Raw genomic sequence first — 14,043 nt, forward strand, 5'->3', positions numbered from 1 at the left:
TTGATGATGTTTTGTTTGAATTCTTTGTCGTAACGAGTTGGCATGTAAAAATTCCTTCCTTTTGAGAGGCGATTTATTCATTATACGCTCTCTTAAAAGTTGTCTCAGGAATCAGCTTACATCCAATAAAAAAAGAAGAAGTTTCTCGATTTTTAAATTTAGAAAAAATTGCAGAAAAAAATATTAAATCAGTGGCAATTCGTTTAGTATCTTCAATATTAATAACCTTTATTATGATTTTGGGTGTTAAATATAATCAATTAATACCAGGTGTTCGAAACATTATTGAGACAATGGGAAGCGATATATATTTCATAATTTTCCCATTATTGTTATTGAGTTTCTATTTTTTGATCAGTCAAAGTATACTATTCTATATACTCGTAAAAAGTAAAAGGCAATCTTATTTCAAAAAAATAAATATGCTATTTATTGCTGATATGAAAGCCAAATCATTTTCTTTTATACATAGCATATATTTATTGTCAATTTTATTGTTTGCCATTTTTTTAGGAACTAGTGTTCTTTATAGTTCTTATAAGGGTGTAAAAAGTTGGGTTGAATCAGTGTATCCTTTTAGTTTTCAGTATGTTGCATTAGAAAAAAACGCTGAATCACAGACAAAAAATGATATTAGTTATACGATAGAAACTTTTAGAAAAGCCCATGAACCGTATACTCTTTATGAATTTCCACTAAAATCTGATTGGCATCAACATGTTGGATTTATGTCGCTCAGTAGTTATAATTCTATAAAAAATCACAAAAAAATTTCCTTATCATCAAATGAAGTTTATGCAATTTCAGGGACAAAGTATAATGAATCAAATATTGATCAAATAAAGAAATACAAGTCGAATGTAATTGTAAAGGGTAAAAGCAACAAAAATATATTACCTTCTGATTTAATGGACGTTTATTACGTATTACCTGACGATGGGTATGCTTCTCTCAACTTTTTTGAAAATAAAGTTTATTCTTTTGATTTAAAAAATTGGACAACGAAACAAGAAGTTATTGATCAAGTTTTGAAGGGCATTCGTACCGTACCAGAAAAACATTTAGTAACGTCGAGAGTAAAATTGTTTGAATCAGAGAACTTTTTTAGTAAAACAGTACTTTTTGTTGGTTTTTGTTTAGTGTGATTTTTCTAGGTGCAGCGATGAATATTTTATACTTATACTTACACTCCTCTTTAGAGAGAGAAAGAAAAAAATATGAAAGTATTAGTAAATTGGGTGTATCAACTCAAGAGATTAAAAGTCTTATAACAAAAGAGTTGGCGATACTGATTTATACACCAGTTACTTTTGCGATAATACTACTATTTTTGGTTTTGTTTACTATGACTAGCATCGTATCTAGTGTTGATCCTCAGATGCTGATTGTTGGTATAGTCATAACTTTATCTCTTCTAACAATTGGCTTTGTTGTTATTCGTAAAGTTTACTTAAATAAATTATTATCTTTTGACAAATAAAAATGACCATGTTTCTTATTATGTGACTAAATTGAACGCTATAAGTTGAAGTAATTTCCAAAACTTACAAAATTTTGTGTAATGTTTTCAAAAAGTAGGAGATTAAGACCCAAAAAAGGATGGTTTATTGTGTCCAAAATAACTGAATGACAATGGTTCTGATGATATTCACGTTTATTTTAATTTATCAGAAAATGAACTCATTTTTATACATGGGATAATGCACCTGATGACATAGTAAGAGGCCCTTTCTAGAGGGAGTCTTTATTGGACAGACTAGTTATAGCTGGTCTGTTTTTTGTTTACTATGAATTATACAGAAACAAAAATTACCGATGACTAGTCTGAGCGATTAGCTATCAGTATCCAAAAATTTAGGAGCTGTTTTATTAGGGCTGTGATGAGCGGTTTTGATTGCAATTTTATTGTGGATGGTATATTATTGGTCTATACCAAAACGTTATAAATGGAGTGTAATCATGAAAATTATTGAAGTAAAAGATCAACAGGCAGGTGGTCAAGCTGGATTTGAGATTTTCAAACAAGCGTTAGCGGATAAAGCACAAGTGTTTGGCTTAGCAACTGGTTCATCACCTATTTCAATTTATCAAGCATTAACGGCTAGTGATGTTGATTTTTCAGACAAAATTTCAATTAATTTAGATGAATATCAAGGACTAGCAGGGACGCATGACCAAAGTTATCGTTACTTTATGAATCAAAATCTATTCAATGCGAAGCCATTTAAAGAAAGTTATGTTCCTAATGGGCTGGCTGATGATATTGCCGCGGAAACTGAGCGTTATGATAAAGTCATCGCTAACCACCCAATTGATTTGCAATTATTGGGCTTAGGTCAAAACGGACATATTGGTTTTAATGAGCCAGGAACGTCATTTGATAGCCAAACGCATGCTGTTGACTTAACACCATCAACGATTGCAGCCAACGCACGTTTCTTCGCCAATGAAGATGATGTGCCTCGCCGAGCTATTTCAATGGGAATTGGTAGTATCTTAAAGTCTAAGAAAATTCTATTAGTTGCCTATGGTGAAAATAAGGCAGATGCCGTCGCAGCAATGGTTGAAGGACCTGTTACAGAAAATATGCCAGCAAGTGCTTTACAAACACATTCAAATGTAACGGTGATTGTGGACCATGCAGCAGCTGCTAAGATCAAGAACCGGGATAATGTTATTGTGAAATAACGAGAATAGCCTAAGTCTATATAAAACGGTTATTAAAATAAGCCCTTGTGTCAGATTAAATCTGGTACAAGGGCTTTTCATTGCGTTGCGCTACCCAACAATTTGTTTAACCACGTTACAACCAAATTCAAATCGTTTTCGTTCCTACTCTGTGCGAGACAGTGGCTAGTGTAAAACGTGTTCTGTGTGCTAAACTTATATATAAAGTTAGAGAAGAGGGGTTAACCCATGGAAATGACAGGAAATGATTTCATTGAAATCTTGACTGAAGAAAATTATAAACAAAAAACATTTGAAGCTGCTGATCAAGCGACGATCGCATTAGATGATTTGTTTGCTTTTGTTGAAAAAAACGTTGCTGACAATCAAATATTTAGTGCAGAAGTGTTAATTAACGAGGAAGAGCCCATTAGTTTACGATTGGAAACGAGTCTCATTAATTTGCCAATTCGTTATACTAATGCGATTCGCAAAATTGTCATTAATGATCCAGAGACGGAAGTATCATTGTATATGATTGTGGAACATCCATTAGTGACTAAATCACATTTGATTATCAAAAAAGCGGCATCGGCACGATCATTCTTGGATGATACAACATCTGTAGAGGAAAAAATAGCCTCATTTTTTAATGAACAAATTGAAGTAATCAATGAAAATAAGTTAAAAGCAATTGAAGAGGAAAAAGAAGCAGAAAAAACTGCTGAAGATGACACAAAGTAACCTTTGCGTACATAACTTGGTCGGAAAATGATTGGTTGTTTAGGGCACATTGTGTCGGTAGTTATATTGGAGGAATTAAATAATGAAACATAATGTTATCGCATCACATAAAGTGATTGGTACAATCATTAGTATTATTGTTTTCATAATTCTGTTTAAATATTTAGCAGTCCAAATTGGTGATACCACGGATAATGCTACTTTGGCACCAGCCTGGTTATCGTTGGTAACAGCCATTTTTGGGCCAATTTCAGGCGCGGTGACGGCCTTTATTGGTCATGCAACAAGTGACGTATTGGTTAATAGTACCACGGCAACTGTGTGGTGGACTTGGACGATTGCCGATAGTTTATTTGGTTTATTTATTGGCTTGATTACGCGACGTTTAGCAATTTTTATTGGTGAATTAACAACAAGAAAATTGGTCTTATTTAATATTTGGCAGTTATTTGCGAATATTGTTGTCTGGTTGATTATTGCACCCTTGGGAGATCACTGGGTATACAATTTGTCACTGATAGAATCAATGAAAGAAGGCGCATTGATCGTCTTAGTCAACACATTAGTCATTGCAATTATTGGGACAATTCTATTTAAGATCTATCAGCACTTTGCTGTTAATTAGTGCCAATATTTATGCACATAATTTAATGGTTAAATAGTTGCTGTGTATGCAATATCGAAGGCGAATAAATCGTTAAAATTAAGCGATTTATTCGCCTTTTATATTGGGTTATACGTGGTTAAAAGCGCGATTGTGTGATAAAATTTATGCACAAGAATGAATAAAAGTGAGGGTAATATGGCGAAGATTATTGATGGTAAAGCGATTGCTAAAAAACTACGTGGCGCCGTTTCAGAACAGACGGCTATTTTAAAAGAGCAATCGGTAATTCCTGGTTTAGCGGTGATCTTAGTGGGTGAGGATCCGGCAAGTGAAATCTATGTTCGTAACAAAGAACGTGCGGCTAATAAAGTAGGTGTCCATGCTGAAACGTTTAAATATCCAAGCACGGCAACTGAAGCAGAGATTTTAGATAAAGTAGCTACATTAAACGTTGATGATACGATTGATGCAATTCTTGTGCAAAGTCCGGTACCATCACAAATCAATGAACAGAAAGTACAAGAAGCTATTATTCCTGAAAAAGATGTCGATGGTTTCCATCCCGAGAATATTGGCCGCCTATATGCTGGCCAAGCGGGTTACTACCCAATTGCTAATACACCGCGTGGTATTATGACCATGTTACAGCATGAAAAAATTGATTTATCAAATAAACATGCAGTTGTTATTGGCCGCTCGATTCTTGTTGGTCGACCAATGTTTGCCCTATTACAAGCTGCTAATGTTAGTGTGACGTTATTACATCAATATACGCCAGCAACATTACGACGTGAGTTATTAGCTATGGCGGATATTGTTGTGGTTGCCACAGGGGTTCCTGACTTAGTAATGGGCGCTGACTTGAAGCCAGGGGCTGTTGTCATGGATGTCGGCATGAATCGATTACCAAATAATAAGTTAGTTGGTGATGTGAATTTTGTGTCAGCTGAAAAAGTTGCTGGCGCCATTACACCTGTTCCAGGTGGTGTCGGTCCAATGACGATTGCAACATTACTACAAACCACAGTGGAACTTGCTGCGAAGCATCACCACATAGAATTGGAGCAAGGATGGCAGAATATTTAACGGTTTCAGCATTAACGGCTTACTTAAAGCGTAAGTTTACCGCTGATCCATATTTAAAAAAAGTCTATGTAACGGGAGAGATTTCCAATTATCGTCAACGACCAGGCCATCAATATTTTAAAATCAAAGATGATCAAGCAGTCCTGTCAGTCACGATGTTTAAGTCAGCTTTTAACCGTTTAAAATTCCAATTGGAACCAGGTATGAAAGTCAATGTTAGTGGTCATATGGATCTTTATGCACCTAATGGGTCGTATAGTCTGATTATTGAAACGATTACGCCTGATGGTGTCGGTGCATTATATCAAGCATACGAACAATTAAAAGAAAAATTAGATAAAGAAGGCTTATTCCAGGCTAGGCAAGCCGAGATACCCTTGTTCCCTAAGAAGATTGCGGTCATTACATCGCCAAGTGGTGCAGTTATCCGCGATATTATGACAACTGTGCAGCGACGATATCCGATTGCTGAAATTGTCTTATATCCGGCAGTTGTGCAGGGGGATGGCGCAGTCCCTTCCTTATGTCGACAGATCGAAGCGGTTAATCAAGCGCAGGATTATGATGTGTTGATCATTGGACGTGGTGGTGGATCAATCGAAGATTTATGGGCGTTTAATGATGAAAAGCTTGCCCGACAATTGTTAACGGTCAAGATACCAGTAATTAGTTCTGTGGGGCATGAAACGGATACAACTATTGCTGATTTCATTGCTGATAAACGTGCTGCAACACCAACTGCTGCTGCGGAATTGGCAACACCGATGCCCTTAGCAGATTTATGGTTGGCCATTCAACAAAATCAACAAAAGCTAGTTACGTTGTTGCAACGTGAAATTGTGCAACGTAAAGACCAACTAACACGGATACAACAAAGTTACGTATTAACGAATCCGGAACGATTGTACGAAGGATATTTACAACGCTTGGACATTGCACAAGATAAATTGATTCGAACAGTTACAGCGCAAATTGCACAGCAAAAGCAACAAGTAGAGACATTAGTGCCACGATTAAAAATGAGTATGCAACATGAAATGGCCCAGTCTAAACAACGTTTTGGTCAAGCTGCGTCTGGCTTACAATTGGTGAGTCCGTTAGCTGTGTTGGGTCGTGGTTATAGTGTGACAAAAAAAGATAGTGAAGTGGTTCGGCAATTAAAGCAAGTTGCGTTGGATGACGATATCACGATTCAAATATCAGATGGTGAAATCGTTGCACGGGTTACCGAAAAGAAAGAGAAGTAAAATGGCAGAGAAAACATTTGAAGAGAATCTAGCAACCTTAGAAAAAATTGTTAGCCAATTGGAAAAAGGTGACGTTCCGCTAGAAGAAGCGCTTAAACAATTCGAAATTGGTATTAAAATTAGTCAAGACTTACAAAAAACATTACAAAATGCTGAAACTAGCCTCGCGAAAATTGTGAACGAGGATGGCAGCATTAGTGATTTTGGTGATGGAGAATAGGCTGATGCGGTTAAAAGAATTTTCAAAGATTGTGATACCTAAAATTGAGCAAACCTTAGAAACTGAATTAACAAATGACGTTTCGTTATCAACACTGCGGGAAGCCATGTTGTATGCTGTGCTGGCAGGTGGTAAACGTCTTCGGCCGATGTTATCATTGGCGGTTCTCCAAACTTATGGGCAACCGGTTGATAATTATCTTAAAGCAGCTAGTGCGTTAGAATTGGTACACACGTATAGTTTGATTCATGATGACTTGCCAGCAATGGATGACGACGAGTTAAGACGTGGCAAGCCCACTACTCATCGTGCATTTGGTGAGGATATGGCAATTTTGGCGGGGGATGCTTTACAACCATTAGCTTTTGAATGGTTAACTGCGGTAGACCAACCGTTGAATGATTCACAGCGTGTGCAACTTGTCGCAACTTTAGCTAATGATTCAGGTGGTGCCGGGATGGTAGCTGGCCAGGTGTTAGATATTGAAGCAATGCAGAAAGATGTCGTGACATTATCTGAAACACAGGCGGTTCATTATCATAAAACAGGCGCCTTAATCGCATACGCACTACAAGCTGGTGCCATTATGGCTAACGCAGATAAAGAAGTTCAAAAGATCTTGCGTGATTTTGGTATGGCATATGGTTTAGCATTTCAGATCAAAGATGATATTGATGATTATCAAGCAGGGAAGATGGAATCACAAGCTTATCCAACTATTCTGGGATTACCGCAAACTGTTTCGGCATTAAAAACACAAGTAAACAATGCTAACATCGCACTTTCACAGTTTGAAAAAGCTACGGGGTTAGATACAACATTATTGGCATCATTCTTAGATTATTTTACAGAAACATTGGAGCAAACATGGGAATAGAAAAAGAACGCGTTGATGTTTTAGCGGTACAGCAAGGACTGTTTACTTCACGCGAACAAGCTAAACGGGCCATTATGGCTGGTGAAATCTTAGGTGCTAATGAACAACGGATGGATAAAGCTGGTGAAAAAATACCAGTTACTACTGAGTTGCATCTGAAGGGTTCTCCCATGCCATATGTATCACGGGGTGGCTTTAAATTAGAAAAAGCATTACGTGTATTTGATATTGATATGGCAAATAAAACGGTATTGGACATTGGGTCATCAACGGGTGGTTTTACAGATGTTTCATTGCAAAATGGTGCAAAACTAGTTTATGCATTAGATGTGGGGACTAATCAGTTAGTGTGGTCATTACGTTCTGATGAACGTGTTATCGTGATGGAAAATACTAATTTTCGTTACTCACAATTGGCGGATTTTCAAGATGGACAACCGCAAATCGCAACGATCGATGTTTCATTCATTTCATTGAATCTTATTTTGCCACCATTGGCTAAGATTTTAGAAGATGGTGGTTCGGTTGCGACATTGATTAAACCGCAATTCGAAGCTGGGCGTGAGGCCGTTGGTAAACACGGTATTGTAAAAGATGCGACAATTCATAGTCAAGTTATCGATAAAGTTGCTGATTATGCAAAACAAGCGGGATTCAGTATGATTGGGTTAGACTATTCACCAATTAAGGGTGGTTCTGGAAATATTGAATTTCTTGCACATCTGGTATTGGATGGCGGGGAAAGTACAATGACGGCGGCTGATAGAGAGGCCGTTGTGCAATCAGCACATTCCCAGTTAAATGCCCATCGCGAGGGTACAGTAGATGAGAAAAACTAAAAAAGAAAGACAATTGGCAATTCGTGAATTAATTGCACAAAAAAATATTCAGCGGCAAGAAGATTTGGTTGCTGAATTAAATCGGGTCGGTTGGGAAGTTACCCAGGCGACCATCTCACGTGATATTTCGGAGATGCAATTAGTTAAGGTACCTCTTGAAACAGGAGGGTTTGCTTATGCAATTGTGGCACAAACCGATGCATTGGTACGTATAAAGAGAATTATGCAAGAGCCCACGACGACGATTCGTACGCAAGATAATTTTGTAATGATTACAGTATTACCCGGTACGGGTCCAGCTTTGAAATCAGCCTTAGAAGAAGCCGATTTTGATGAGTTGTTTGGTATGCTAGGTGATGATTCAGATGTATTGATCATCTTAAATAGAGATGTACAAGCAAGTGAGTTTGTCACGCAACAATTACAGTAAATTGGCTACACTTGAGGAGGACGCATGTTACAAGAACTCTCAATTCAAAATTTTGCGATTATTCCCAAATTAAATATTAGTTTCGAACCGGGGATGACGGTATTAACAGGTGAGACTGGTGCTGGGAAATCTATTATTATTGACGCGGTTGGTTTGCTAACAGGTGGTCGAGGTTCACAAGATTATATCCGAGAAGGTACTAATACAGCGATTTTACAGGGATTGATCGATATTGAACCAAATACGGCGTTATCAGAGATTCTTGATGATTTAGGCATTGTTTTAGAAGATGGCCAACTGCTTATTCATCGAGAATTGCATCGGAATGGACGCAATGTTATCCGAGTCAATAATACATTAGTCAATGCGACGGCTTTAAAATTATTAGGTAGTCACTTGGTAGATATTCATGGCCAAAATGAACATCAAGCTTTAATGCAACCTGAACGGCACTTAAGTTTGTTAGATGAATTTGCTAAAAATCGATTGCAACCTGTTATGGCGGCCTACAGTCAGGCTTATAAAAAGTATCGCCGTTTAGAAGATGCTTATCGTCAACGACAAGCGGATGAACAAGCTTGGGCACAGCGTTTAGATATGCTAAGCTTCCAAAGCAATGAGTTGAATGAAGCCAATTTGGAAGCGGGTGAAGAAGAACGTCTTGAAGCGGAATATCAAGAGTTGTCAAATTTTCAAGACGTTCTAACTGCCTTGTCAAAATCTTATGAAGCATTAAGTGGTGAATGGGAACATAATGGCTTAGAAACGGTTGCCACAGCAATGAGTGAGTTAGAGGATATCGAAGAACTGTCACCTCGTTATGCGCGGCTAACTGAGGCTGTGCGAGGCGCTTATTATGAGTTGCAGGAAGCAAGTTCAGATATATTAACCGTTCGTGATGGTTTAGAGTTTGATGAAGAACGCTTGCAATTTGTTGATGAACGCTTAAATTTGATTCGGTCATTGGAAAAGAAATATGGTGCAACAGTCACTGATGTACTAGAACATCAACAAAAAGTAGATGCTGAGTTAGCCCAAATGGGTGGCAGTGAGCAGAGTGCAGCAGCATTAGCTGACGAGGTAGAACTTGCTAAAAAAGAAGCCAATAACTTGGCTAAGCAACTACATGGTATTCGAAGTGAAGCGGCAACATCGCTAGCAAAGCAAATTCATGAGCAGTTGAAGGATTTGTACATGGATAAGGCTGTTTTCTCGGTGAAGTTTGACCAACAGCGCTTAACTGCGACGGGATTTGATATCGTTGAGTTTTATATTCAAACTAACTTGGGTGAAGGTGCTAAGCCACTAGCCAAAATTGCATCTGGTGGTGAACTTTCACGAATGATGCTAGCCATGAAAACCATCTTTTCACGAGAACAAGGGGTAACATCGATCATTTTTGATGAGGTTGATACGGGTGTTTCTGGTCGGGTTGCTCAGGCGATTGCTGAAAAAATAGCTGTTATTGGGCGTTACTCGCAAGTACTCACGATTACTCATTTACCTCAGGTAGCTGCCATTGCTGATCACCACTTTTTCATTGAGAAACAAGTGGTGGGAGAACGTACCGAGACGGTGGTACGTCAATTGCCAGAAGCACAACGAACGGATGAATTAGCCCGGATGCTATCCGGTGACGAATTAACGCCTGCTGCGAAAGAAAATGCCCGTGATTTACTCAAAAGAGCCCATGATAATAAAATTACAGAGGAATAAAGTTGTCTCAGAGAGAAAAAACGAGTAAAATGTCTACTTAAATAGCTAAATAAAAAGTTAGGAGCAAGTGTACCATGAAACGTGGCGTATTAATCGTACTATCTGGACCGTCTGGCGTGGGAAAAGGTACTGTACGAAAGGCCTTATTCGAGGAACCAGATATTGATTTTCAATATTCTATTTCAATGACTACTAGACAGCCCAGAAATGGTGAGGTAAACGGTGAAGATTACTTTTTTGTGACCCGCGAAGAATTTGAAACAGAAATTGCAAATGGCGATATGTTGGAATATGCTGAATATGTAGGGAACTATTATGGTACTCCTAAGAAGTTTATTGACCAAACATTAGCAGCAGGACGAGATGTTCTATTGGAAATAGATGTACAGGGTGCACTACAGGTGAAAGAAAAAATGCCAGAAGGGGCTTATATTTTCTTAACACCACCTGATTTAGCTGCCCTGAAAGAGCGATTGATTGGTCGTGGTACAGAGGCGATGGATGTTATTGATCGTCGTGTATCAGCAGCGACTGCTGAGATTCGTATGATGGCGAACTATGATTATGCAGTTGTTAATGATGAAGTTTCATTGGCTGTTAATCGTATTAAAGATATTATTAAAGTTGAGCGGTTACGCGTTAACCGTGTGTTGCCAGAGTATATTAAAATGATTGAGGAGTTAGAGGCATGATTTTATACCCATCTGTTGATAAATTATTAGAGAAAGTTGATTCACGTTATAAACTAATTGCTTTGGGAGCAAAGCGAGCTCATGGACTGGAGCAAGGTGAATTGCCTACTTTGTCAAAGTTCGATTCAGTTAAGCCAATTGGCCAAGCTTTTGAAGAAATAGAAGCTGGTAATGTGGTTATTGATGATACAAACAAATAAGTAAGTTTAATACATAAAAAGAAGACGGACTTTGTTGAGTCCGTCTTCTTTTTATAGATGATAATTATTTTTCAATCTGTTTTTGCTTTTTTGAGACAATCATTTGACGAGCCGCACTGATAATGGCTGGTAATGCTGAAACAAATAGAATACCAATGAGGACTAATGAGAAGTGTTCGCTGACAAACTCATTACCACCAAAGTAATAACCGGCTTCGACAGCAACAACGACCCATAAGGTAACCGCAATCATTTCTAGTCCGATAAAGTTTCGGTATCGGAAATCTGAGATTGCAGCAGTGAAAGGCACCAATGTTCGGATAATTGGCAAGAAGCGACCTAAAATAACAGCCATTTTACCATGCTTTACAAAAAACTCATTAGCCTCTTGTAAGTGCTTTTCTTTGATAAATCGTCCTAAAATAGGGTGATGAACTAATTTCAAACCAACCGTTCGTCCTAACCAAAAGTTAAGGGAATCGCCAGTGGTTGCTGCAATCCAAAATAGTAACATTAATACCCAATGGTTGAGTGAGTTACCTGATAAAGCAGCGATTGATCCAGCTGCGAATAGTAACGAATCACCAGGTAGAAATGGCAGGACAACAGCACCTGTTTCGATAAAAATAACGGCAAATAGAGCAGCGTATGACCAACCACCCCATGTATTTACTAGATTATTTAAATGAACATCAAGATGGAGGAATATATCAATAATTTGAACCATTTTGTGTTTAAACTCCTATATTTGTCAATTGACTAAAAATTACTTAGCTTCTAGTTTATCACTTTTTTAAGCCAATGTACGTTATATGTTATAATAACCCCAGTGTATTTAACATAACTTAAGAGGAGAAATATAATGGCTTTTCCACAATTAGATATAAGTGAAGTCTCAGGACCAATCGCGACTTTATCAACAACGTTAGGTGACATCAAAGTACAATTGTTTCCCACACAAGCACCTAAAACGGTTGAAAATTTTGTTGGTTTAATTAAACAAGGGTATTATGATGGGATCATTTTTCATCGTGTTATTAATGAGTTTATGATTCAAGGTGGTGATCCTACTGGTACTGGTATGGGTGGCGAATCTATTTGGGGTAAATCATTTGCCGATGAGTTTTCTGATGAAGTCTTTAATTTAAGGGGAGCTTTGTCAATGGCAAATGCTGGGCCAAATACAAATGGGTCACAATTCTTTATTATCCAAGCGCATAAGGTGCCAGAACGCATGTTGCAATCACTTGCCGGAATGGTTCCTGATGAAATCGTTCAAGCATATAGTAAGAATGGTGGGACCCCATGGTTAGATAAACACCATACTGTATTTGGCCAAGTTATTGATGGAATGGATGTTATTGATAACATGGCAAATCAAAAAGTTGACTTTGCTGATAAGCCAAAGACAGATATCAAAATTTTAAAAGCAACAGTCAGTGATTAATTAATAAGCCGGGATGTTTTCTCGGATACATATATTTTAATATTGTATATAGGAGGTATAATGATGACGTTTCATGTTGGCCAGGTCTTAGAAGGGGTTGTAACTGGCATACAACCCTATGGTGCTTTTGTACAACTTGATGACAAACATCAGGGGTTAATTCATATATCCGAGTGTCGTTCAGCATTTATCCATGAGATTGAGGATGAAATAAAGGTTGGTGAGCCAATCCGTGTCATGATTCTAGATATTGATCTATACAGTCATAAAATATCTCTTTCTAGACGGACAGTCCTTGATGGCTATGCTGAAGCACCATTGGATATTGAAAATATAAAACAAGGGCATAAATATATTCAACATCATTATTGGACGAATCAACATTTAGAAATAGGTTTTGATACTATTTCTAAGTCTGGACAATCAATGATTAGTGAAGCACTTGAACGTTTGCATCAATAGAAATACAAGGAGACAAATATGTCACTTATTGCAGGAACAATTATATTTACGCGAAATGAACAGTCATATTTTTTAGTAACGGATGAAGTACCAGATCCAAAGTTCTACACAGTTAAGATGCATAAGCATGATGGTGACACTGCTCTAGGATCACTTGTTAGTGGTATGCAAGATGAGTTAGGTATCAATATGGATAACTTACGTTTTGGTGAGTTAGCAGCTTGGCATACGCAAGGTTTGGATTCGCCAGAAGATTTGGTTTCTCTATATACGTTTGAACCAGTTGATTCAGAAAAGTTAAATTTGGATCGATTAAGCTTACTTGGATTACAGTTTGTGAATGCCAAGGACGTGGTTGATTTTTTGAAAAATGTTGATATGACAGGAGTTATGCAATTAGATTGATTTTATTTTGAAAAACACTTGCATTTGTTTCGCAAATTAGGTATTATTAAAAAGTTGAGTTTTGAGGAAAGATTACATTATTTATTTAAACTCAATAATAATCGATTGAAATTAAATGTTGACAATCAGCTTTTAATAAGGTATGATTATTAGGTTGTGTTAGAGCAATGGACGTTAAACAATGATTGTTAGTTATTGAATTTCTTGACAATGTTGCATGAAGTTGTTATTCTAATATAGCTGGCGTTGAGTAAACGCTTTCTAACGAGATAGTTCTTTGAAAACTGAATATCGTTTCGATGAAACAAATGTGTAGGGTCATCAAGTAATTTACTTGATACAAAACATTTGTGAAGTCAATTCACTAATAAATTCGTTTAACTTCTGTTAAACAAATAACAACA

The 14,043-nt window shown here is 37.3% G+C and carries 18 protein-coding genes; 17 read left to right on the plus strand and 1 reads right to left on the minus strand.

The annotated features are described in order from the left end of the window. Nucleotides 1–191 precede the first annotated feature (191 nt). The 14 genes from NGR58_RS08840 (at nt 192) to rpoZ (ending at nt 11,325) form a co-directional block, all read left to right on the plus strand. Nucleotides 192–1,145 carry a hypothetical protein gene (locus NGR58_RS08840; protein ID WP_258089158.1) on the plus strand — a complete coding sequence of 318 codons (954 nt, stop codon included), beginning with the start codon at nt 192–194 and terminating at the stop codon, nt 1,143–1,145. A 17-nt stretch (nt 1,146–1,162) separates the two neighbouring features. Then, the gene (locus NGR58_RS08845; protein WP_258089159.1) at nt 1,163–1,480 is read left to right on the plus strand and encodes a hypothetical protein; all 318 of its coding nucleotides are present in this window, start codon (nt 1,163–1,165) and stop codon (nt 1,478–1,480) included. Between the two features lie 479 nt (nt 1,481–1,959). After that, nucleotides 1,960–2,688: a glucosamine-6-phosphate deaminase gene (nagB, locus tag NGR58_RS08850; RefSeq protein WP_258089160.1), complete on the plus strand. Its 729-nt coding sequence runs from the start codon at nt 1,960–1,962 to the stop codon at nt 2,686–2,688. Between the two features lie 228 nt (nt 2,689–2,916). Next, a complete protein-coding gene (locus tag NGR58_RS08855; RefSeq protein ID WP_258089161.1) occupies nt 2,917–3,411 on the plus strand; it encodes a hypothetical protein in 495 nt (164 codons plus the stop codon). An 82-nt stretch (nt 3,412–3,493) separates the two neighbouring features. After that, the gene (locus tag NGR58_RS08860; protein ID WP_258089162.1) at nt 3,494–4,036 is read left to right on the plus strand and encodes an ECF-type riboflavin transporter substrate-binding protein; all 543 of its coding nucleotides are present in this window, start codon (nt 3,494–3,496) and stop codon (nt 4,034–4,036) included. Between the two features lie 177 nt (nt 4,037–4,213). Continuing rightward, a complete protein-coding gene (locus tag NGR58_RS08865) occupies nt 4,214–5,104 on the plus strand; it encodes a bifunctional 5,10-methylenetetrahydrofolate dehydrogenase/5,10-methenyltetrahydrofolate cyclohydrolase (RefSeq protein WP_258089163.1) in 891 nt (296 codons plus the stop codon). Next, the gene (gene xseA / locus NGR58_RS08870) at nt 5,089–6,351 is read left to right on the plus strand and encodes an exodeoxyribonuclease VII large subunit (RefSeq protein WP_258089164.1); all 1,263 of its coding nucleotides are present in this window, start codon (nt 5,089–5,091) and stop codon (nt 6,349–6,351) included. Before NGR58_RS08865 ends, xseA begins: the two co-directional genes overlap by 16 nt. Nucleotide 6,352: 1 nt before the next feature. After that, nucleotides 6,353–6,571 (plus strand): exodeoxyribonuclease VII small subunit, encoded by a 219-nt coding sequence (locus NGR58_RS08875; RefSeq protein WP_258089165.1) that lies wholly within the window; start codon nt 6,353–6,355, stop codon nt 6,569–6,571. 4 nt (nt 6,572–6,575) lie between these two features. Continuing rightward, nucleotides 6,576–7,448, plus strand: a complete 873-nt coding sequence (locus NGR58_RS08880; protein ID WP_258089166.1) for a polyprenyl synthetase family protein — start codon at nt 6,576–6,578, stop codon at nt 7,446–7,448. Then, nucleotides 7,439–8,287: a TlyA family RNA methyltransferase gene (locus NGR58_RS08885; RefSeq protein ID WP_258089167.1), complete on the plus strand. Its 849-nt coding sequence runs from the start codon at nt 7,439–7,441 to the stop codon at nt 8,285–8,287. Before NGR58_RS08880 ends, NGR58_RS08885 begins: the two co-directional genes overlap by 10 nt. After that, a complete protein-coding gene (locus NGR58_RS08890; protein WP_258089168.1) occupies nt 8,274–8,717 on the plus strand; it encodes an arginine repressor in 444 nt (147 codons plus the stop codon). Before NGR58_RS08885 ends, NGR58_RS08890 begins: the two co-directional genes overlap by 14 nt. A 24-nt stretch (nt 8,718–8,741) precedes the next feature. Beyond that, a complete protein-coding gene (recN, locus tag NGR58_RS08895; protein WP_258089169.1) occupies nt 8,742–10,433 on the plus strand; it encodes a DNA repair protein RecN in 1,692 nt (563 codons plus the stop codon). 74 nt (nt 10,434–10,507) lie between these two features. Continuing rightward, nucleotides 10,508–11,125, plus strand: a complete 618-nt coding sequence (gmk, locus tag NGR58_RS08900) for a guanylate kinase (protein ID WP_075270076.1) — start codon at nt 10,508–10,510, stop codon at nt 11,123–11,125. Beyond that, entirely contained in the window at nt 11,122–11,325 is a 204-nt protein-coding gene (gene rpoZ / locus NGR58_RS08905) for a DNA-directed RNA polymerase subunit omega (RefSeq protein ID WP_075270075.1), read from the plus strand. Before gmk ends, rpoZ begins: the two co-directional genes overlap by 4 nt. A gap of 64 nt (nt 11,326–11,389) precedes the next feature. Here the strand turns inward: rpoZ and NGR58_RS08910 are convergent, their stop codons facing one another. Continuing rightward, nucleotides 11,390–12,052, minus strand: a complete 663-nt coding sequence (locus tag NGR58_RS08910) for a VTT domain-containing protein (RefSeq protein WP_258089170.1) — start codon at nt 12,050–12,052, stop codon at nt 11,390–11,392. Between the two features lie 135 nt (nt 12,053–12,187). On the opposite strand from NGR58_RS08910, the gene NGR58_RS08915 reads away from it, so the two are divergent. The 3 genes from NGR58_RS08915 to NGR58_RS08925 are packed head-to-tail and all read left to right on the plus strand — an operon-like array spanning nt 12,188 to nt 13,639. After that, entirely contained in the window at nt 12,188–12,772 is a 585-nt protein-coding gene (locus NGR58_RS08915) for a peptidylprolyl isomerase (protein ID WP_258089171.1), read from the plus strand. Between the two features lie 60 nt (nt 12,773–12,832). Further along, the gene (locus tag NGR58_RS08920) at nt 12,833–13,234 is read left to right on the plus strand and encodes a CvfD/Ygs/GSP13 family RNA-binding post-transcriptional regulator (RefSeq protein ID WP_407077155.1); all 402 of its coding nucleotides are present in this window, start codon (nt 12,833–12,835) and stop codon (nt 13,232–13,234) included. A gap of 18 nt (nt 13,235–13,252) precedes the next feature. Beyond that, a complete protein-coding gene (locus NGR58_RS08925; protein ID WP_258089172.1) occupies nt 13,253–13,639 on the plus strand; it encodes a hypothetical protein in 387 nt (128 codons plus the stop codon). Nucleotides 13,640–14,043: the final 404 nt, after the last annotated feature.

Origin of the sequence: Weissella fangxianensis, assembly GCF_024718545.1 — a bacterium.
Lineage (GTDB): Bacteria > Bacillota > Bacilli > Lactobacillales > Lactobacillaceae > Weissella > Weissella fangxianensis.

Coding starts and splice junctions, on each gene's coding strand:
- NGR58_RS08845 (WP_258089159.1), top strand. CDS start 1,163: ATGAATATTTTATACTTATACTTACACTCCTCTTTAGAGAGAGAAAGA.
- nagB (WP_258089160.1), top strand. CDS start 1,960: ATGAAAATTATTGAAGTAAAAGATCAACAGGCAGGTGGTCAAGCTGGA.
- NGR58_RS08855 (WP_258089161.1), top strand. CDS start 2,917: ATGGAAATGACAGGAAATGATTTCATTGAAATCTTGACTGAAGAAAAT.
- NGR58_RS08860 (WP_258089162.1), top strand. CDS start 3,494: ATGAAACATAATGTTATCGCATCACATAAAGTGATTGGTACAATCATT.
- NGR58_RS08865 (WP_258089163.1), top strand. CDS start 4,214: ATGGCGAAGATTATTGATGGTAAAGCGATTGCTAAAAAACTACGTGGC.
- xseA (WP_258089164.1), top strand. CDS start 5,089: ATGGCAGAATATTTAACGGTTTCAGCATTAACGGCTTACTTAAAGCGT.
- NGR58_RS08875 (WP_258089165.1), top strand. CDS start 6,353: ATGGCAGAGAAAACATTTGAAGAGAATCTAGCAACCTTAGAAAAAATT.
- NGR58_RS08880 (WP_258089166.1), top strand. CDS start 6,576: ATGCGGTTAAAAGAATTTTCAAAGATTGTGATACCTAAAATTGAGCAA.
- NGR58_RS08885 (WP_258089167.1), top strand. CDS start 7,439: ATGGGAATAGAAAAAGAACGCGTTGATGTTTTAGCGGTACAGCAAGGA.
- NGR58_RS08890 (WP_258089168.1), top strand. CDS start 8,274: ATGAGAAAAACTAAAAAAGAAAGACAATTGGCAATTCGTGAATTAATT.
- recN (WP_258089169.1), top strand. CDS start 8,742: ATGTTACAAGAACTCTCAATTCAAAATTTTGCGATTATTCCCAAATTA.
- gmk (WP_075270076.1), top strand. CDS start 10,508: ATGAAACGTGGCGTATTAATCGTACTATCTGGACCGTCTGGCGTGGGA.
- rpoZ (WP_075270075.1), top strand. CDS start 11,122: ATGATTTTATACCCATCTGTTGATAAATTATTAGAGAAAGTTGATTCA.
- NGR58_RS08910 (WP_258089170.1), bottom strand. CDS start 12,052: ATGGTTCAAATTATTGATATATTCCTCCATCTTGATGTTCATTTAAAT.
- NGR58_RS08915 (WP_258089171.1), top strand. CDS start 12,188: ATGGCTTTTCCACAATTAGATATAAGTGAAGTCTCAGGACCAATCGCG.
- NGR58_RS08920 (WP_407077155.1), top strand. CDS start 12,833: ATGATGACGTTTCATGTTGGCCAGGTCTTAGAAGGGGTTGTAACTGGC.
- NGR58_RS08925 (WP_258089172.1), top strand. CDS start 13,253: ATGTCACTTATTGCAGGAACAATTATATTTACGCGAAATGAACAGTCA.